Annotated in this window: 15 protein-coding genes and 1 tRNA gene; 3 read left to right on the top strand and 13 right to left on the bottom strand. The window is 41.8% G+C overall.

The annotated features are described in order from the left end of the window. Nucleotides 1-44: 44 nt before the first annotated feature. The 7 genes from SY85_RS24450 to SY85_RS24480 form a co-directional block, all read right to left on the bottom strand. Complete coding sequence (locus tag SY85_RS24450) at nt 45-875, bottom strand: hypothetical protein (protein ID WP_066408903.1); 831 nt, start codon at nt 873-875, stop codon at nt 45-47. Beyond that, on the bottom strand, nt 859-2,112 hold the full coding sequence (locus tag SY85_RS24455; RefSeq protein ID WP_066408912.1) for a site-specific integrase: 1,254 nt from the start codon (nt 2,110-2,112) through the stop codon (nt 859-861). The genes SY85_RS24450 and SY85_RS24455 overlap by 17 nt, the downstream gene beginning before the upstream one ends. A 154-nt stretch (nt 2,113-2,266) precedes the next feature. Beyond that, nucleotides 2,267-2,339: transfer RNA gene (locus SY85_RS24460), tRNA-Lys, on the bottom strand. A 62-nt stretch (nt 2,340-2,401) separates the two neighbouring features. Continuing rightward, complete coding sequence (locus SY85_RS24465) at nt 2,402-3,214, bottom strand: hypothetical protein (protein ID WP_066408913.1); 813 nt, start codon at nt 3,212-3,214, stop codon at nt 2,402-2,404. Nucleotides 3,215-3,272: 58 nt separating this feature from the next. Beyond that, on the bottom strand, nt 3,273-4,217 hold the full coding sequence (gene plsX / locus SY85_RS24470; protein ID WP_066410132.1) for a phosphate acyltransferase PlsX: 945 nt from the start codon (nt 4,215-4,217) through the stop codon (nt 3,273-3,275). Nucleotides 4,218-4,303: 86 nt separating this feature from the next. Continuing rightward, on the bottom strand, nt 4,304-4,498 hold the full coding sequence (rpmF, locus tag SY85_RS24475) for a 50S ribosomal protein L32 (protein ID WP_066408915.1): 195 nt from the start codon (nt 4,496-4,498) through the stop codon (nt 4,304-4,306). Between the two features lie 165 nt (nt 4,499-4,663). Next, the gene (locus tag SY85_RS24480; protein ID WP_066408917.1) at nt 4,664-5,215 is read right to left on the bottom strand and encodes a YceD family protein; all 552 of its coding nucleotides are present in this window, start codon (nt 5,213-5,215) and stop codon (nt 4,664-4,666) included. A gap of 89 nt (nt 5,216-5,304) precedes the next feature. On the opposite strand from SY85_RS24480, the gene SY85_RS24485 reads away from it, so the two are divergent. Together SY85_RS24485 and SY85_RS24490 are read left to right on the top strand one after the other, a co-directional pair. Beyond that, entirely contained in the window at nt 5,305-6,399 is a 1,095-nt protein-coding gene (locus SY85_RS24485) for a DUF3810 domain-containing protein (RefSeq protein ID WP_082886682.1), read from the top strand. Between the two features lie 104 nt (nt 6,400-6,503). Continuing rightward, on the top strand, nt 6,504-6,977 hold the full coding sequence (locus tag SY85_RS24490) for a TspO/MBR family protein (RefSeq protein ID WP_066408932.1): 474 nt from the start codon (nt 6,504-6,506) through the stop codon (nt 6,975-6,977). Nucleotides 6,978-6,991: 14 nt separating this feature from the next. Here SY85_RS24490 and SY85_RS24495 read toward each other — a convergent pair whose 3' ends face one another. Further along, nucleotides 6,992-7,495, bottom strand: coding sequence for a hypothetical protein (locus tag SY85_RS24495; protein WP_066408935.1), 504 nt, complete (start codon nt 7,493-7,495; stop codon nt 6,992-6,994). A 664-nt stretch (nt 7,496-8,159) separates the two neighbouring features. Next, nucleotides 8,160-8,696 carry a dCTP deaminase gene (dcd, locus tag SY85_RS24500; RefSeq protein WP_066408938.1) on the bottom strand — a complete coding sequence of 179 codons (537 nt, stop codon included), beginning with the start codon at nt 8,694-8,696 and terminating at the stop codon, nt 8,160-8,162. A gap of 67 nt (nt 8,697-8,763) precedes the next feature. Between dcd and SY85_RS24505 the strand changes: the two genes are divergently transcribed. After that, nucleotides 8,764-9,492, top strand: coding sequence for a 4'-phosphopantetheinyl transferase family protein (locus tag SY85_RS24505; RefSeq protein ID WP_066408939.1), 729 nt, complete (start codon nt 8,764-8,766; stop codon nt 9,490-9,492). Here SY85_RS24505 and SY85_RS24510 read toward each other — a convergent pair. The 4 genes from SY85_RS24510 to glgX all read right to left on the bottom strand — a co-directional run bounded on the left by SY85_RS24510 (nt 9,485) and on the right by glgX (nt 19,294). Next, nucleotides 9,485-10,810, bottom strand: a complete 1,326-nt coding sequence (locus SY85_RS24510; RefSeq protein ID WP_066408941.1) for a DUF2130 domain-containing protein — start codon at nt 10,808-10,810, stop codon at nt 9,485-9,487. The genes SY85_RS24505 and SY85_RS24510 overlap by 8 nt on opposite strands. Nucleotides 10,811-10,975: 165 nt before the next feature. Then, entirely contained in the window at nt 10,976-15,190 is a 4,215-nt protein-coding gene (treY, locus tag SY85_RS24515; RefSeq protein WP_066408943.1) for a malto-oligosyltrehalose synthase, read from the bottom strand. A gap of 119 nt (nt 15,191-15,309) precedes the next feature. Further along, nucleotides 15,310-17,163: a malto-oligosyltrehalose trehalohydrolase gene (gene treZ, locus SY85_RS24520; protein WP_066408945.1), complete on the bottom strand. Its 1,854-nt coding sequence runs from the start codon at nt 17,161-17,163 to the stop codon at nt 15,310-15,312. Between the two features lie 10 nt (nt 17,164-17,173). Then, nucleotides 17,174-19,294 carry a glycogen debranching protein GlgX gene (gene glgX / locus SY85_RS24525; RefSeq protein WP_066408946.1) on the bottom strand — a complete coding sequence of 707 codons (2,121 nt, stop codon included), beginning with the start codon at nt 19,292-19,294 and terminating at the stop codon, nt 17,174-17,176. Between the last annotated feature and the right edge of the window lie 208 nt (nt 19,295-19,502).

The raw sequence follows: 19,502 nt of genomic DNA on the forward strand, positions 1-19,502 counted from the left end.
GCTAGTGAGGGACAGAAAAATTACGGCTTCCGTAAAATTTTAGTTCACTTTTTATAAATGAATCTCCAAAGTGTTTTTGCCCTATAGGTTTTATAGCTATCTGACTCATTTTTGCTATTTAAGTATTCATCCATACCTGGTAGAGGAGTTAATAATGCAAAAAGATCATATACTGAATCTAAGAATGTGGTTCTACTCATTTTGGTAGAGTCGTAGTCAAAGCTTTGCTCTAAGAGCTCAGGTAACAATAGTTTATCAGAGTTGCCTTTAGATAAATCTACTATTGTTTTCATGTTAAAGCCCTTAATTTGAGATGAGGCCTTTTTGATTACAGTGTTAAGCTGCTGATTGAGCACACCTTCATACGTATATAGAAAGGTCTTAGGTTCATCAGCATTGGCATCCTCTCGTCTCCGTTTTAGGCTTATTAATTTTTTTGTAAAATCAGATACCTTTTTATTCTGATGGCTTAGATTTTCGGTTCCTGTTAGAAGAACGCCATTGGCTGCTCGAATCTCTAGATAAAGTCTAATATACCCGAATAGGTTAAAGTAATGGATCTTTATACCTGCGGTTTTTATATTGTTTATCTGAGTTTTCAGATCCTTCATTGAAACAAAGCAATTCAGTTTATCTTTTGGAAAACGAAGGTCATCCAGTAATTTGAATGACTCTTCGTCATCTGTAAAAATGAGGTTGCGGCATATCTTGAGAAGTTCAAGTAAAAAATCCTCATAGCCTTGGTTGTTTAACACTTCTTGTAAGAAGCCTGATTGCAATAAAGCTTTTGCCTGTGAAGCATCTTGCTCCTCTAATTGTACAATCATTGGGTATACTAATTCCAAGACTTCTTCATCTTCAGGCTGCAACTTCATAAAAGGTTTTGCCCAAAAATACTTCAAACTTTCGTTTAGCCTCAAGAAGCCCTGTTTCAGTTATTGCATAGTACACGCTATCAATATCTCCTCGTCTGCTTCGACCCATCATTCTAGCTATTACCCCATAATCTTCAATTCCAGCCTCTGAAAGCATTTGCCTGAATGTATGTCGCCCAATATGAGAAGTGAGCTTTATGGGGATGTTAGCTAGCTCTGCAAGCATTTTTAATTGAACGTTAACCTTCTGATTGGATCGTGTTGGTAGAACGAGGCCAGTAATCTGATTTTCCGGTTTTGACTTATACTTTTTGATTATTTCAATTGCATGCGAGGTGAGAAATTGTTCTACTGGTTCTTCCGTTTTTAACCTGGTTGTTTTTAATTTGATGTTACCATCGGGCCTAAGTTCTAAATTTTCGTTTTTGAGTAACATAGCATCGATGTATGCAAGTCCTGTATATACTTGAAATAGGAATAGATCCCTATATAGAGCTTGCGTTGGAAAGTTTGTAAGATCTAAATCATTAAGCTGCTTTAATTGAGAAGCCGTTAGCCTATCTCTCATAGGCGAGGTATTGTTCAGCTTTATTATTTTAAAAGGATTTCTTTCTAGTAGTTCCTCATTTATTGCCCGATCAATTATGGTTCTGAACTTTTTAATAATACCAGCCGCAGAAGCATCAGTCATACCTTTTCTATTTTGGCAATGCTTATTGCCCTTCAGATAATCGTTGAATTCTAAAGCCACATTGTTATTAATTTCTGAAAGAAGAATGCCTGGTGTTTTTCGCAGTTCCAAAAACTTGATCATGTGATTAATAGCCTTTCTATAGCCTTTGATGGTGCCCTTAGCAATCTTAGATTTATTTACTACTACTTTGTTGTAGTAGTTTTCTATATATGCCAGAGCTACAATATTTGAAGTTTCGCCATCCTTCATAATGACATCAATTATCCGTTTTGCAGTATACTTACTAAGAGTGGTGGCATTAAGGATTTTAAATTCGGTAAACTTCTGATCTATGCTATTAATTATTTGATTGGCTTTTGAATTCCTATCACTAAATCGCATAGTGGCTAAATCCCACTTATTTAAATCCTGCATAGTTACATCTGCATTGAGCCTAGTTTCTGCTTTTTGGCCATTCATGCATACACGGAGATACATTGGGATCTTTCCTGTCTTGGTACTTTTTTTTGCTTTGTTAGGGTAGAAAACGATAGAAACTTTCATGTTGTCTGATTTTGGTGAAAAGGTCAATTTTTTGGTGAAAAGCCGGTGAACCAAAATTTTACGACAAAGCGAAAGTGAGTGAGGGGTATTGAAACAGAAAACCCCTGCATCTATTGATTTTGCAGGGGTTTGAGCTTTTTTGAAGTTCTATCTGTGATCCCGCTGGGACTCGAACCCAGGGCCCATACATTAAAAGTGTATTGCTCTACCAACTGAGCTACGAGATCGTGTTGTTCATTTCGTAATTGGGAGTGCAAAAATAGGAGCCGTTGTGTTACATTCCAAAAAATTATTGCTTTTCTGAGAAATTTTTTTTCTGCAATCCTAAGTAAGCATACAATTTCTCCAGTAGTAGAATCTGCTGCAACCTGTGTCCATGCTCAGCTTCAACGTTTATGTAGGGCCGCTTTTTCTTGCCAAAAAAAATACTTAACGATCCATCATCTGTAAAAAGATCTTCTCGTTGTAAAATAGCATTCGTCATTTCATTCTTATAAAAATTATAGATCACGCTGTCTGTAGTTAGTATAAAGTCATCTATATCATGACTTGCATTTTTAGTTACAGCAGCAGTTTCATTTTTTAATGGCAGTGTATCGAACGACAACACCGATAAACGGTCATCAGTATTATTATGTACAGCCACAATAATCCCTGTATCTGGCAAATGAGACAATATAAATTGACCAAAGTTTCTTACTGCTCGTAAGGCTGCGGTGTCGGGACTGCTTAATAGTTTTAAATTGGAAATAATTCCACTATCGCTGAACATCCGGTTGGGATCAAATGTGTAGAATTGATTGTTTAATTGGAAACGAATATTCCGCATCTCTTTGTTCTCAATACTCAAAAGCTGGCCGCCATATTGTTCTAATAAGTTTATGGCTGCTTTTTCCGCTGTACTCTCATTATCGTGTAAGTGGACAAAGAAGAGAGGCGAGGGTTTATTATATGTATGCTTAATGATCTTTACCGGCGTTGTGCCTAAGTAATGCGTAAACGTATCCGTGATTGATGTATAGTTCTCTGAAGGTAACGGCTGCGCACATGATAGCAGCCCAAAGATGCAGGATAGGAATAAATAATTTAAGCGCAACAACATGTTCCAAAGCTATAGTAAAAACTATGCCTTTGTCGTTGCGCTTAATAAAAGAGTTTAATTAGTCGGCTGCTACTTCGGTTTTCAACTTGTCCATGATACCAGTCTGGATCATTTTTTCTGCCAGTAAAATCATGTTTTTGAAAGCTAACGCTTTTGATATACCATGACCAATAATAACGGGCTTGGCTACTCCCAATACGGGCGTGCCACCGTAGTTCTCAAAGTTGAATCGATCGAAGTATTCGTGCTGAATATTTTTCTGCTGGGTAATGCTGTGAAATGACTCGGCCATCTTTAAAATGATGTTACCGGTAAAGCCATCGCAAACCATTATATCAGCTTTATCCAGAAATACATCACGACCTTCTACATTACCAACGAAGTGAATGTGTTTATTTTCCTTTAGTAGGGGATAAGTAGCCTGGGCTAACAGATTGCCTTTGCCTTCTTCTTCGCCAATGTTAAGTAGTGCTACTCTTGGCTGTTCTATACCCAATATCTGCTGGGCATATACGGTGCCCATAGTAGCAAATTGGTTTAAGTGCTCAGGCTTACAATCAGAATTAAGGCCTACATCCAGCAACAAACCGGTTTTGCCATTTTCTTTTGGAATAATGGTAGAAATGGTAGGACGAAGTACACCTTCCACTGGCTTCAGGCTGTATAAAGAACCTACCAGCATAGCTCCAGTGTTTCCTGCGCTAATAAAGGCATCGATCTTGCCCGTGGCCAGCAAATGGAATCCTACAGCTATAGATGACTCACGCTTTTCTTTTAACGCCTTTGTCGGGTGTTCATGCATATCTATGACCTGGGGTGCATGAATTAGCGTAAAATTGTCTGCAGGCAAATTATACTCGCTAAGTAGCGGGTTGATCTTTTCTGTATTGCCGATTAAAAACAGGTGAGCAGGCGTTGAGGCAGATGAAAAATAATCATGGATGCCTATTACCGCTTCAAGAGGAGCCAAGTCGCCCCCCATCATGTCTAAGCCTATATTCATAATCCTTCCCAAAAATAAAATTCCAAGACTCAAGGATAACACTGGTTAACCCCGAATGTTGGAATTCAGAATGTTTTAAGATCCGGTTATTTCTTAATAGGTGTATTCTCAGCTACCACCTGGCCTTTGTAGTACAATTTGCCTTCGCTTACGTGAGCGCGGTGACGAACGTGGATCTCACCAGTCGTTTTATCTGTAGAAAGCGTAGCAGCTACTGCCTTATAGTGGGTTCTGCGCTTTGCGCTTCTTTGCTGTGAATGTCTACGTTTGGGATTTGGCATAACTCAATAATTAAAAATGCTTTCAAATAGTTTTATTGGTTCAGCTTTTGTTTCTCTCGCCACTTTCCTGGCTCAACTCCTTGTACTGCAACAAGGGATATTGTACATCGTGAAACGTGAAATGTCAAACGTGAAATTACACACATTAACTATTCACCATTCACATTATTGTTCGCTATCAAGACCTTTAAACTTCTCCAAACCTTTCCATAATGGATTGCTTGGTACATCGTCTCCTGGTTTCATTTTGTTCAACAATTCACGGGCGGCCGGATTACAATAGGGGCCATCCATGTTTTCGTAAGAACAGGTCTTTTGCATCGGGATGCTCAGATTTACAAATTCATAAATCCAGTTCTTAACATCCAAATGGCTTTCTCCACGTGAGATATAGTAGACATCCGGGTCTTCTTCCTGATCATTCATCAGGTCCGGATCTTCTACCATTTTTACTGTTATGGCAAATTCGTCAAACAGCTCAAACGGGAGCTCGTTATTGCACCGGTCGCAGGTTACTTCCGCTTTTCCACCAACCTCAAACCTCAGTAACATAAAACTATTATTCTTTTCTAACAACAGCTTTATATGAGCCTTAGTATGGCGAAAATCCTGCTCCTGGTATTCTTCAAAGAACCTATCGTCTATCTCGTAATTGAACTCATGAACTCCGGGTTTTAGTCCTACAAACGCAATTTCATATTCCCGGCGATTGCTCATGTTCCCTTTTTTAGAGTTTGCAAAGGTAATGTAAATAGCCTAAAATCGCATCTTTGAAAAGAATATTTTAACGAAATCAGCCTCCAAATATGCTAATAAAACACGTAATGAAGGATAAATCGCTGCTTTTTCTTTTGCTGGCGGCCTTGGTAATCCGTCTTTTTTCATGGAATGAGGCTTGGGTAGAGCGGTATTATACCTATGGCGTTTATCCATTCATTTCTCTTGTTTTACGCACATTGTTGGGTTGGATTCCCTTTAGTATTGGTGATATCCTCTATTTTTTTGCCGGCTTATTTCTATTTATAAGCTTTATAAAATTGGTCCGGCGTATACGGGCGCATATGGCTGATAAGTTTTTCTGGGTTGTTTTTACACAGAAAACTTTAAAAGGATTGCTTTGGATTTACCTATTATTTAATGTCTTGTGGGGATTGAATTACGACCGCCAGGGGATAGGCCATCAGCTGAATTTAGAAGTTTCCCACTACGCAACTGAAGATATTCGGCAATTGGTTACCGTATTGCATAAACGTCTCAATACTGCAGCGGCGCAACTAACCCAAAGTCAGCGTCAGGCTTTAGATAACAATACTACTATTCACCAGCTGGGAATACAGACTTACCAGGAGGCCCGTTCGAAGTATCCCTTTTTGAATTATAAACAGCCAGCCATCAAAACATCTTTTTATACCTATGTAGGTCAGTACTTTGGCTTTACTGGTTATTATAATCCCTTTAGCGGTGAAGCCCAATTAAAAGCCACCGTTCCACGCTTCCTCCAGCCATTTATTATTAATCATGAGATTGCCCACCAGCTAGGGTATGCTAAGGAAAACGAAGCTAACCTGGTTGCCTACCTTACAGGCAGTCACGCTTCTCAGCCAGCAGTGCGTTATTCCACCTATTTTGAAACCTACCTATATGCCATACGCGATCTAGGTAGGAGAGATAGCACCATGGCCAAATCATTGCATACTACTTTACATCCACAGGTGCAAAAAGACCTAGTAGAACTAATGGAGTATTTATTGAAAAGTGAAAATGCGGTTGAACCTTATATCTCTAAGTTTTACGACCAGTTTCTAAAGCTAAATCGTCAACCAAAAGGAACACGTACCTATAATGAGGTTGTGGCCTGGTTGATAGCCTATCAGAAGAAATATGGTCTGGAGGCGATCTAAAAGTTTAATGTTTAAGGTCAAGAGAATGATGAAACCTAGATTGTAGTAAACAACTTTAATCCTTAGACTTTAAACATTAAACGTATTATAATTGTTTCAGTGAAATGAAATCTTGGCTAAAACTTCTTATTGCACTAATCATCCCTCAACTGGTTGCCGCTAGTGGTGCCTATTTTACCGTTACCGGAAACGGTAGTTGGTACCAAGCGCTGGAAAAGCCTTCCTGGAATCCGCCCAACGGAGTGTTTGGCCCGGTGTGGACAACCTTGTATGTATTAATGGGTATAGCGCTTTACCTGGTATGGAAATCAAATGCACCTGACAAACATAAGCGCTGGGCTATTAGTTTTTGGGGAATTCAGCTTTTCTTGAACCTTTTATGGTCATACTTGTTTTTTGGACAAGAGCAGATCTTGGGTGCCCTGCTGGAAATGATAATTCTCTGGCTGTTTATATTGTTTACCATCTTCGCTTTTGCCCGTATTAATAAGCTGGCTGCCTGGCTTTTAGTACCCTATATCAGTTGGGTAAGTTTCGCTGCCATTCTTAATTATACTATATGGGATTTGAACCGGTAGATAAGCAGGGAAGACTAGAGTTCTATATGGTGCAGTTTACCTAAACGTTTTAAAGCCTCTGCCGCTTTGTTGGGCTGGCGGGTACCTATCAAAAGCTTGGTGCCATCTTTAAAAATCAATTGAATACCAATGCTTCCCGAAATATTATAAGCCCATCCATGTCCAAATAATCCCATCCTGATTCCCCAGCCACCATATTCCCTAAGTGGATTATACTCTCTAACATAAGCTTGGTGAATAACTTCCCAGGGATAGAATTTATGTTTCATATGAAACGGTGAAAAGCGTACATAGATCCCATCGGTTTTGATCTTGGTTTCCATCCGTATAGAGAAGATGAACACACTTAAAAGGGCCAGGAGGGTTAAGGCAATAACTATATTACCCAAACTTTCCTCTTTGGTAATGTATTCAACGCCACAAAGAATAACGGCAATAATGATGGTGACCGGCAAAAAATAGCGCAGCCAGCCTTGGCTAAAGCCTTGTTGCTCAATGAAAACGGTTTCTGGTTCCATAGGACATAGTGTTTGTATGTTTCTTCTTATAAAGGTAGATTTTTGAGGGGATTAAGAAGAAAAGAATCATTAACAAGGAACAAGGAAGGAAGAATAATGAAGGAATGTTCAATGCGCAATATTCAATGTTCAAGGCACAAAGTCCAAGGTGCAAGGAGGAATGTTGGAACGGGGATTGAGGGAGATGAAGGGAGGCGGCGTAAAGGTGGGCTGTATTTTGTATCTTTATAGCCTTCGCTTTCAGAGCATTTTCAGCTCTTCGTATTACACATTTATATACAATTTCTTCAGGGTTTACAGCTGTCACCAGCTAGCATGATACGGCTTAAGGTACGGGTGCGGAAGGGCTGTGATACGGAGTAAGGGAGGCTTCCATACGGAGTAACCTAGTGTTGGATACGGAGTAACCATGAAGAGCCAGAGGAATAGTAGAGGAGGAACGTAGGAGTGATAGGCAAGGTAGAAAGGCTATATAAGGGATTGGAGATTTAGGGATTAAGAGAATGAAGAAAGTTCGTTTCCTCCATAAAAAATGCACTCGTTGGAAAGAGTGCATTTTTCTAATAAAAGGATTTGATCTGTTGGTTTTGTGTGTTGGCTTCTTTCACGTTTCATTTTTCACGTTTCACGAGCCGAGCCTCTTTAGGCTGGGGTGCATAGGGAATTAAAACTTATTCTTCCACATCATACTCTCAATCGGGCGGTTAGGCTGTCCGCTGTACTTGGCATTGGCTTTCTGGTTGTATTTAACCTCGATCTCGCCATCGACAGGGAAATAGATCAGCTGGCCTACAGGCATCCCGGCATAAACACGTACTGGTTGCTTAACAGAGATCTCCAGTGTCCAGTTGCCGCAAAAACCTACGTCGCCCTTACCGGCCGTAGCGTGGATATCGATACCCAGACGACCAGTAGAAGACTTGCCTTCTAAAAAAGGTACATGAGAGTGTGTTTCAGTATACTCAGCTGTAACACCCAGGTAAAAAACATGGGGCTGCAGGATAAAACCTTCTTCCGGAATTTCGAAATACTCAATCTGGTTGTGCTTTTTAGCGTCCAGCACCTCGTCTTTATACTTGGCCAGCACCTTTCCCAAATGCACATCATAACTGTTACTGCCCAAGCACTCGCGGTGGTATGGCTCAACTTTTATGGTGCCTTTTTCCATCTCTTCAAGGATACGCGTATCGGAAAGGATCATGAGTATTTTGATTTTTAGCGATTAAGCATTCATCTTTGGAGGCGCCAAAATAATTCTTTTTTTACCAATGGCTCTGTTTTTTCAACAGGATATCGATGAAACTACCCGGCTGGCACTGTGGAAAATAGAGGAGGACGAAGCCTTCTTTACTCAGCATGTGCCTCTGCAACGCACCATTACGCATCCTCATAAGCGGCTGCAGCACCTGGCAGGGCGCTACCTGTTGAAATACCTGTTTCCGGATTTTCCCATTGCCTTGATTCAAATTGCCGATACCCGCAAACCTTACCTGAAGGACGAGGCCTACCACTTTTCCATTTCCCATTGCGGTGATTATGCCGGCGTGATTGTTAGTAAGAACCGAAAGGTGGGAATGGATATAGAATTGTTTACACCCAAGATTGAAAAAATCGCACACAAGTTTGTGGCAGATGCTGAATGGGAAATAATCAGGAATCGGGAATCAGGAATCGGAAATGTGCGGACGGGTTTGCAGGGAGAAGAGGAATTGGAAAAAGGAGAATTGAAGGGAACGGATGAACAAGCAATTCCAAATTCCTCACCTCATAGCTCCTTACAACTGTTAACCCTCATTTGGAGTTGTAAAGAGGCCCTCTTCAAGTGGTACGGACTAGGGGAGGTTGGTTTTATCCGGCATATGGAGTTAAGGCAGGTGGAGACTATTGGTGAGCAGCAATATGAACTGGGCTTTCTATTTAAAAAAGAAAAAGACCTATTGCTAGGTCTTCGTTCTTGCTTTTTTAATGAGTTGGTATTGAGTTATGTGGCTACTTAACGAGTAAGCGTTGGTCTTCTTCCTCTTCCATACCATCATCTTCCAGCAAAGGAATATTGCCAACAGATGCACCAGCAATACCTTTTATAGACCCATACAAACCGGAAGTGCTCATTAATACTTTATGTAATTGCTTTTCTCTTTCCTTCCAAAGCTTTTCCATTTGTATTCTTTCTTTATCAATGGAGGTTTTCATAGACAAGAAGCCTTCTACAATGGTTTCCATTTGCTGACGGAACTCGTTACCAGTCAGGTAATCGTACAGCAACTGCATTTTCTCTCCTTTGTTTTCTTCACCTTTTTTGGTTTCTGCAACACGCATAATGGTGTGTCGCATGGCGGTTGTAAGTGGCAGTACTTCACTGAAAGAACAAACCCATACTCCATCCAGCTCACCAAAACACTTAAAGTCTTTAGGATAGGTTTGGGTAACTAAGATTGCTACATCAGCGCCTTTGCTGCGCATATCGGCTTTTAGCTTGTCAATCCAACCATTATTGAAGGTCTTGGTACGCTTGCTTTCAAAAATGATCTTTCCACAGTCGTTGCCTAAATGATTCCGTACGGTTTGAATACAGTCGGCCCCTTCTACGCCTTTTCCTACTTCTCCAATAATGTCAAACGGGAAATGATCTTTCAGTAATTCTTCTAAAAGTAACTCCTGCACTTCGCCCTGGCGCTGCATAGAGCCTTGTTCTGCCCGGCGCTTCATTTCCTCTATCAGCTTTTTTTGTTCTTCCAGCTGCATCTGCAGGTCCTTCATTTTAAATAGGTGTTCCTCTTCTTTCATTGCCAGGCGCTGCTCTTCATCTTTGCGCACCTGCTCCAGTAAGGTCTGTCTTCCTTCTAACAGTTTTTTCTGAAGCTGCAGTTCTAATTCCTGTTCTTTATTTTTTAGTTCCTGCTCCTTTTTCAAAAACTCCAGCTCTTTCTTCTGTGCTGTTCTAAGCTTCTCTTCTTTTTCTTCATCCGATTGTTTGAGTATGCGCAATTGGTTCTCGAAATCCTGAGATATGGATTTACGAAGTTGCTGTTGTAAGTCCACTTCCAGCTTTTGCTTATCGGCAAGGGCCTGGGCTTCCAGCTTTTGTTTTTCTTTTTCTAGCTGTTGGCGAAAAAGCTCATTCTGGTTCTTGCGCTTTTTCTCAAACTCTTCTTCCTGTTCGGTAAGTTTTTTCCTTTCCGCCTCTATTTGTGATAGTGATTGCTGTAATCGCTTCTCGTATTCGAGTTTCAGTTTTTGTTCTACGTCGGCAGATAATACATCCTGCACATCAAATGAGGTAGCACAGGCCGGGCATTTTATATGGGTAGGCATTCACTCAATTTTTTACAAATTAAGGAAGACTTCCTAAAATATTTAGCAGATGTGGAAAAGTTAGTATTGGAAGGCAATTGGGTGAATACCATAAGCTACAAGCTACACGCTGCAAGCTGCACGCATTGAAATCGCTTGTAGCGTGCAGCTTATAGCTTACAGCCATCAGCGATTATACAGGTAGACCCATTCCCGCAGCTGGTGTTCAACGTTACCATGCAGCTGACCGGGTTGTAAGCGCCAGCCCCAGTTGTTTTCAGTAGAAGATGGTTTATTCATGCGGGCGCTGCCATCGAGGCCTAATACATCCTGTAAGGGAAGAATTACCATGTTGGCCACAGATGCATAGGCCATGCGCCCCAATTCCAGATGGACATTATCTCTATTGACCTGCTTTCCTGCGTATTGTTCCAAACGCCTTTTGGTAAGCTCGTCGACTTCCTGATCGTACCAACCCACTATTGTATTATTATCATGCGTACCTGTATAGGCAACAGCGATGGGTTCATAAGTGTGTGGTATGTGAATAGAGCGCGGCATGTCTTCTCCAAAGGCAAATTGCAAAACTTTCATACCCGGCATTCCAAATGCGTCCCTTAGCTCATATACAGCATCGTCTATATCACCCAGGTCTTCGGCTATAAAAGGTAGATTATCCAAGGCTTTGTCCATGGCATGAAAGAAATCATGACTGGGGCCAGGTTTCCATTCTCCGTTTCTGGCAGTGGTTTCTCCAGCAGGTACTTCCCAATAAGCTGAAAAGGCACGGAAATGATCCAGGCGTATCAGGTCAAACAGCTCTATGTTTTTCTGCAAACGTTCTATCCACCAGGCGTATCCGCTTTCGCTTAGTGCATCCCAGTTAAATACTGGCATGCCCCATAGTTGGCCATCATCGCTAAAAGCATCAGGTGGTACGCCGGCCATACCTTTAAGGCGACCTTCTTCATCCAACGCAAAGAATTGGCGATTGGCCCATACATCTGCGGAATCGTAACTAACATAAAAAGGCAGGTCGCCTACCATGTGAATATTACGATGGTTGCAATATTCCTTTAACTCATGCCATTGTTTGGAAAAAATAAATTGCAGCCATTTAGCTTTTGTGATCTCTTGTGCTTTGGCTTTAGCCCATTTATCCAAGACAGTTTTATTATATAGTTTATATTCTTCCGGCCATTCATACCAAGGCATGCCGCCATGTTCTTCTTTTAAAATTACATAGAGGGCAAAGTCATTCAACCAACTGTCTTCTTCCTGGCAAAATGTTTTAAAAGCCTCCTGTAGGGAAGTTGTTTTCGTCTGTTGAAAGTTGATGAACGCTTTATCAAACAACTCCTTTTTTATTTCTTCTGCCTTAGCAAAATCTACTGTGGACTGAACAGGTTGATGATATTGCGTTACTTCCTCAGGGTTTAGTAGTCCCACATTAGCGAGCCAATCGGGACTTATTAATAGTGGGTTGCCTGCTTTGCTGGAGATGGCACTATAAGGTGAATATCCTTGGCCTGCTTCTGTAGGATTAAGCGGTAATAGTTGCCAATATTTCTGTTGGCTACGGTGCAGGAAGTTGGCAAATGATTTCGCTTCGGGTCCCATATCGCCAATACCGTATGGGGAAGGAAGGGAAGTTATGTGCATGAGTATACCTGCCCCTCTGACACTGATTTCCTCACGCACACGAATAATTGCAAATGGGATTGATTGGAAAAGCTTTTTAACCCGGAATTCTTTTACATCTGTTAGCCTAGTACCAGTTAAGAGCGACTGACCTTCCTGGCCAAATGGAAAAGGAATAGCCACACGCGTATCCTTCCAATCGATTTCTGTTAAGGTTACTTGCTGTTGTTTACAAAGGAGGGCTGTATGTAATGGAACGACAATAACTAAAGCATTGTGTTCATCTTTGCGTGCAAAAGCCAGGATGTGATCTTTATACATACCATTTACTTCCAATGGAATATATTCTCCGTTGCTGAATAAGTCGACATATTGCTTTCGCAATTGTAGAAGCTGATATGTCAACCAAAGCTTAATTCGTCCACTATACCGATCATCCCAGAGCTCTTGCCATGAGCTTGTTTCTTCATCAACTTTTGTAAACTGTTCCAGCCATTCCTGCCGCTTATTAAAATCAACCGGGCGACGGTTGTCTGGATCTACAAAGCTTAGCTCCCAAAGCTCACTGCCCTGATAAACGTCTGGTACACCAGGGCAGCTAAACTTCAATACCAACTGGGCTAATGAATTGATAATACCATGGTCGGCTACTTTTGTAAGGAAAGGCTGGAAGCTAGTCCAAAATGGTTGATCCTTAGCCAGGAGTTGTATGGCAAATGCTTTTGTTGCTCTTTCATAGGCTTCGTTGGGCGTAGTCCAATTAGAATGAAGCTTTGCCTCACGTATGGCCTTCTCTAAATGTTGTTGAATGCGGTTGGGGAAATCATCTTCATCTTGCTCTGGCATTGGGAAGCTGCCTAGCAGCGATTGATAGATAAAGTATTCATCATTAGCATCAGGGATTTTGTCTGTTTTTAAGATTGAATTCAGGCCTTGCCAGTCTTTGACAAGTGTCAGCCATTCTTCATGAAGATCCGTCAGCACATTCAATCGTGCGCGTGCATCTTCACCACGCTTGGTGTCGTGGGTGGAAGTAGCATTTAAAGATAAAGGCCATTTAGCTTGCCGTTCTATCATCATTTGGTGAAAGGTAGCTGGTGTATGACCAAAAGCCTCTGGTGTGTCGCCCACTTCATTATGACCAATAAATCGGTGATAGGTATACATCAATGTATCCTCAACACCCTTTGCCATTAAGGGCCCGGTGAATTGCATACAACGTTTGTAAAAGTGTGCAGCGCGTTGGTTGTACTCTTCGTTACCTTCATGCGGTTTATGTAGCCAGACTCTTTCTAAGATGTCAATGGAGGTTCTGTGTACGGCTCCGCTTTTGCGCATCTGATTCAAAATATCTTGAATAGCTGTTGCTTCTTCATCATGGAGTGGTAGCTTATTGGCGTAATAGCGGTATACGGGGCATTGAATTAAGAATTCTGCAATGGCCGTTTTCATATCATCGGGATGCACATTTGATAGGTAACGGTTATCGGCAATCTTTAATTGCAGGAATAGGCGATATAGGTTATCTAATTCACCAGCCATATGGTTATAAAGGATATAAGACTTCTTCTCATGCACTTCCTGTTGAATGGACTTCCAATTGCGAATTATATGTTGGTAAAAGCTCGTTAAGGGTTTCTCTGCCTCTTTGTTTGTAAAGAGGTTGTTGACCATGGCAAGAAAGTCATAACCGGTATTACCCTGAATTGACCAATGGAGAGGCAGTTCTTCCTTTGGCCCCAGTATTTTTTCTACAACGATGTACGAGTCTTCAACCGCCAGATGTTGTAAGCGCTCGAGGTATTGAGTAGGGTCATATAAGCCATCTATGTGGTCAATTCGGAGGCCCTGGAATACACCAGCTTTTAAAAGCGTCCGCACCACTTGGTGGTATTGACCAAACACCTGTTGGTTTTGTATGTTCAGGCAGATCAATCCATTTATTGTAAAGAAGCGCCGGTAGTTGATCTGGTAGTCAGCCTCCTGCCAATGACACAATGCATAGGCTTGCTCATTAACTATTTTTAATAACAATTTTTTGTCGCTATTGATCTTTTTTAAGGCCTGTTCAATGTCACTTCTTACAATGGGATCTCTATGTAGCGTGGCCCACTGGTTTTTAGTATCTAACCACCGATCAGAGAACAGCGTTGTATCAACTGCTTCCAGTAAGGCATTAAGTTGTAGTTGCCAGCGGCTAAGACGAGCATTGCTCTCAACTGTTTGTGTTACGGCATTATAGGAGCGTGGGTGTACTGGGTAAAGGCTATCATAGTATTGAAGGAAAAGGCCCGTGTCTTTTGATATCAGTTGCAGATCTCCCTTTTGAATTACATCTTCTAACTCGCTTCCAAGAAAAGGGGCCATTACGCGTCCGTCATGCAGTTTACTATTCCAGTCAATATCAAAGAAAGAGGCAAAATGTGAAAGCTGTCCTTTTTCCAATACGTCCATCAGCCACTCATTATTGGAATGGTAGGCCATGTGGTTAGGTACTATATCCTGAAGCCACCCCATGCCTTCCTGTTTAAGATTGTTGCTTATGGTGCGAAGTTGTTTTTCTGTTCCGATCTCTGGGTTGATCTGTATTGGGTTCGTTCCATCATAGCCATGCACACTATCTGGTACTGCTTTAAAAATAGGAGACGCGTAAACCGTTGTAACGCCCAGTTCTTTCAAATAAGGGATAACCTTCTCCAAATCGGTGAAGGAAAAGTCCTTATGAAATTGAATGCGATAGGTAGCAACAGGATTATACATATTCAAAGTCAGAAGTCAATAGTTAAGAGTTAAACGTCAATTTCAGTTTCATTTAGGCACCTCATCAAACCAGTGGATTTTTCATTTCAGATTTCTTATTTCGTCTTTCACGATTCACACTATTGCTGGTGGTTATCATTATTGGTATAGATCAGTATTGCTTCCGGTTGTACAGAGACTGTGGCATTCGCTTCCAAAATATTTGGTGCTGCTCTTAAACCTTTCCATTTTGGCTCTGCCGAATCAAAAACCTTTTGCCAACGTTCTTCACTGTTGGGTAGTGTAATGGTTTGCACTTCTTTAGAGAAGTTCATCAGGCATGAAGCCTGATTGTTTTCATGCCATCGATGCAGGAAAAGCGTTTGCATTTTACTGTTAGGTATGGCTTTTACATGTTTGCGGTTGAGTTCATAAAGTGCTGGTAATTGTTTTCGCAGTTCTATTAGTTCTTTGTAATACATCCAAAGCGTAAAATGCGGCTCTGTATTCATTAACTCCCATTGCAACTTTGAGTGCAAAAATGTTTCCTCCGCCATAGGGTCGGGTGCTTCGCCCTGGGCATGAAAAGCGGCAAATTCTTCTTTTCTTCCTTTACGTACAGCGTCTATCAATTCTTGGTCTGAGTGGCTTACAAAGTAGAGAAAGGGATGCGTTTCTGCCCATTCTTCTCCCATGAATAGCATAGGTAAGTATGGGCTCACCAGCACAGCTCCAGCTAATAGCTTTTGCATTTCAAAGCTTACCAGGTGACTGATGCGTTCTCCCAACATACGATTTCCAACTTGATCATGGTTTTGAGCAAATACAACAAATTGCTGTCCTCTATTGCTTTCGACCTTCATACCAAAGTCCTTTTTTCGATGCAGAGAGTACTGGCCATCGTATACATAGGCATCTTGGTAGGCCTTAGCCAGATGCTCAATACCTGTAAAGTCGCTATAATAACCCGTTTTTTCTTGAGTAGCTGTTACGCGTAAAGCATGATGAAACTCGTCTATCCATTGCGCATCCATACCATAACCTTGTTCTTCCTGCGATTTGATATAGCGTGTATCGTTTAGGTCTAACTCCACAATCAGGTAATGCGTACGGCCCGTTTCTTTCATCAATCTGTCTACATGCATTTTGATCTCCTGTAAGATGTGAGTTGGGCTAGCATCTTTAATGGCATGTACTGCATCCAGCCGCAAGGCATCTACGTGAAAGTCGCGAAACCACATTAGCGCATTTTCAATAAAATAGCGGCGTACGCCCTCGCACGAGGCATCATCAAAATTGATGGCATTGCCCCAAGGGGTATGATACTTATTGGTAAAATAAGGGCCATAGGCTCCTAAATAATTGCCTTCTGGCCCAAGATGATTATACACTACATCCAAAACAACGGCTATACCTTTTTGGTGGCAAGTATTGATCAAATGCTGCAGGCCTTTAGCACCTCCATACGAATTCTGGACAGCAAAAGTAAAAACACCATCATAGCCCCAATTATGGTTTCCAGGGAATTGGGCCACAGGCATAACCTCAATTGCATTGACGCCTAATTCTTTTAAGTAATCCAGTTTTTGTTCAATGGCTGCGAATGTTCCCTCAGGCGTAAAGGTTCCGGTGTGTAGTTCATATAGAATGTAATCTCGTAAGGATAGATTTTTCCATGAATGATCGGTCCAAGCAAACTGAGTAATAGCTATTGTTTGTGAAGGACCGTGTACACCCTCTGGTTGAAATAAAGAAGCCGGGTCGGGCAGTTCTGTTTTGCCATCCAATACAAACTTATAGTTTGTGCCAGGATTAAGTTCCGTTGTTTGCAGTTGCCAATAACCCGACTTCTGTTTCTGAAGCTCCAGTTTCTTTCCTTCAAAAGTTATTTCAACTTGGTTAGCGGCTGGCGCCCATACCGTAGTGGTAGCATCTCCCGATTGGTTAAAGTTGACACCAATGGTTCTGTGGTGGATAGGAATATCTTGAATCATAAGTTGTTTACTATAATGGTTCTCTTAGTAAAACAATGGAATGTCCATTTACCTGTACATTTTCACCGGGTGCGTATGTTTTGTTGTCTGCAATAAATCCTTCGCTGGTATCTAGTATTATTTGCCAGCTGAGCCCAAAGCGTTCCGAAGGAAGGGTGTAGGACAGTGCTAAATGTGATGCATTAAAGATGATATAAAAGCTGTCATCAACAATATGTTCTCCTTTGGGCCCTACCGTGCGTAACGCGCGGCCATTTAGAAATACTGCCAATGATTTAGCAAAGTCTTGCTGCCAGTTCTCCTCCGACATTTCAGAGCCATCTGGTAAGAACCAGGCTATATCTTCCAGTCCCACGCCTTTTATAGGCTGGCCTTTGAACCAGCGGCGGCGACAAAACACCGGGTGGTTTTTACGTAATTCAATCAGCTTTTGTGTAAATGCCAATTGGTCCTTGTCTGCTTCCTTCCAATTAAACCAGGAAATTTCATTATCCTGGCAATAAGCATTGTTATTACCTTGTTGGGTACGGCTGATCTCATCTCCGGCTAATAGCATAGGAACACCTTGTGATATAAACAAGGTGGTTAGCAGATTGCGTTTTTGCCGCGCGCGCAGCGTCAATACCTCTTGATCCTTGGTTGGTCCCTCAGCGCCACAATTCCACGAGCGGTTGTGATTCTCCCCGTCATTATTGTTTTCCCCGTTCGCCATGTTGTGCTTCTCGTTGTACGATACCAGGTCATTGAGGGTAAACCCGTCATGGGCCGTAATAAAATTGATGCTGGCTGTAGGGCGACGGTAATCATCTTTATAGAGGTCCGGACTACCGGTAAAACGTTCAGCAAATTCACCCAACATGCTTTCAGCCCCACGCCAGTAATCACGTATACAATCTCGATACTTGCCGTTCCATTCTGCCCATCCCGGAGGAAAGTTGCCTACCTGGTAACCACCTTCGCCCACATCCCAGGGTTCTGCAATGAGCTTTACTTGTGAAATGACAGGGTCTTGATGAATGATATCAAAAAAGGCGCTCAACCGATCCACATCATGAAGCTCACGGGCAAGGGCAGGTGCTAAATCAAAGCGGAAACCATCTACATGCATTTCCAGAATCCAATAGCGCAAGCTATCCATGATCAGTCGCAGGGTATTGGGAGTTCGCACATTCAATGTATTGCCAGTACCTGTGTAATCCATATAATACCGCTTATCGTCTGTAAGGCGATAGTAATTAGGATTGTCTACGCCTCTAAAAGATAGGGTTGGCCCTAGTTGGCTGCCTTCGCCGGTGTGGTTATAAACTACGTCAATGATGACTTCAATTCCAGCTTTATGTAGCGCCTTCACCATTTCTTTAAACTCTCGAACTTGTTCACCCAGTACACCACTGCTGGAATAACGTACATCGGGTGCAAAGAAGCCAATGGTATTATAGCCCCAGTAGTTAGAAAGGCCTTTATCCTGCAGGATGCGGTCGTTCACAAAATGGTGAACAGGCATTAGTTCGATAGCTGTTACGCCTAATGATTTCAAATAATCAATTGTAACCGGATGCTCGATAGCTGCATAACTGCCCCGGATATTTTTGGGAATGTCGGGGTGTAATTGGGTAAAACCTTTTACATGTGTTTCATAAATAATGCTTTGGTGATAGGGGACGTCGGGGTGCTTGTCGTCTTCCCAGTCAAAACTAGGGTCAATAACTACAGCCTTTGGAATAAAAGGAGCGCTATCGGTATCGCTAAAGCTCAGGTCTCCTTCAGGGTCGCCCACTTCATAGCCAAACAATGCATCGCTCCATTTAATAGTACCCGAGATAGCCTTGGCATAAGGATCAATCAATAGTTTATTAGGATTGAAGCGGTGGCCATTTGCAGGATCGTAGGGTCCGTAGACTCTGTATCCATACAATTGACCGGGTTTAACATCCGGTAAGTACACATGCCATACATGATTATCCATTTCCCTTACCCGTACACGACTTTCAATAGTTTTTGGATCATTGTCGTCAAACAAGCAGAGGTCTACAGCAGCAGCATATTCCGAGAATAGGGCAAAGTTCACACCTTCACCATCCCAAGTGGCACCAAGAGGGAAGGAGTGGCCTGGATAGGTTTTAAAACTCATCTATTGATTCTGTTACGTTTTAGGTTCTTTACTTCTTGTGGTAGTAGTTATTCAATATTCCTGCCATGGAGGACCGCGGATTGATCGGATTTAGAATGGATTAGTAGGATTGGGGAGAATGGCTGATGAGGGTTGACTGGTTTACAAGTTGAAAAGTTGACAAGGAAGGGAATAATGAACAAGGAACAAGGAATGATGAAGGAAGAAG

The organism is Flavisolibacter tropicus, from assembly GCF_001644645.1.
Classification (GTDB): domain Bacteria; phylum Bacteroidota; class Bacteroidia; order Chitinophagales; family Chitinophagaceae; genus Flavisolibacter; species Flavisolibacter tropicus.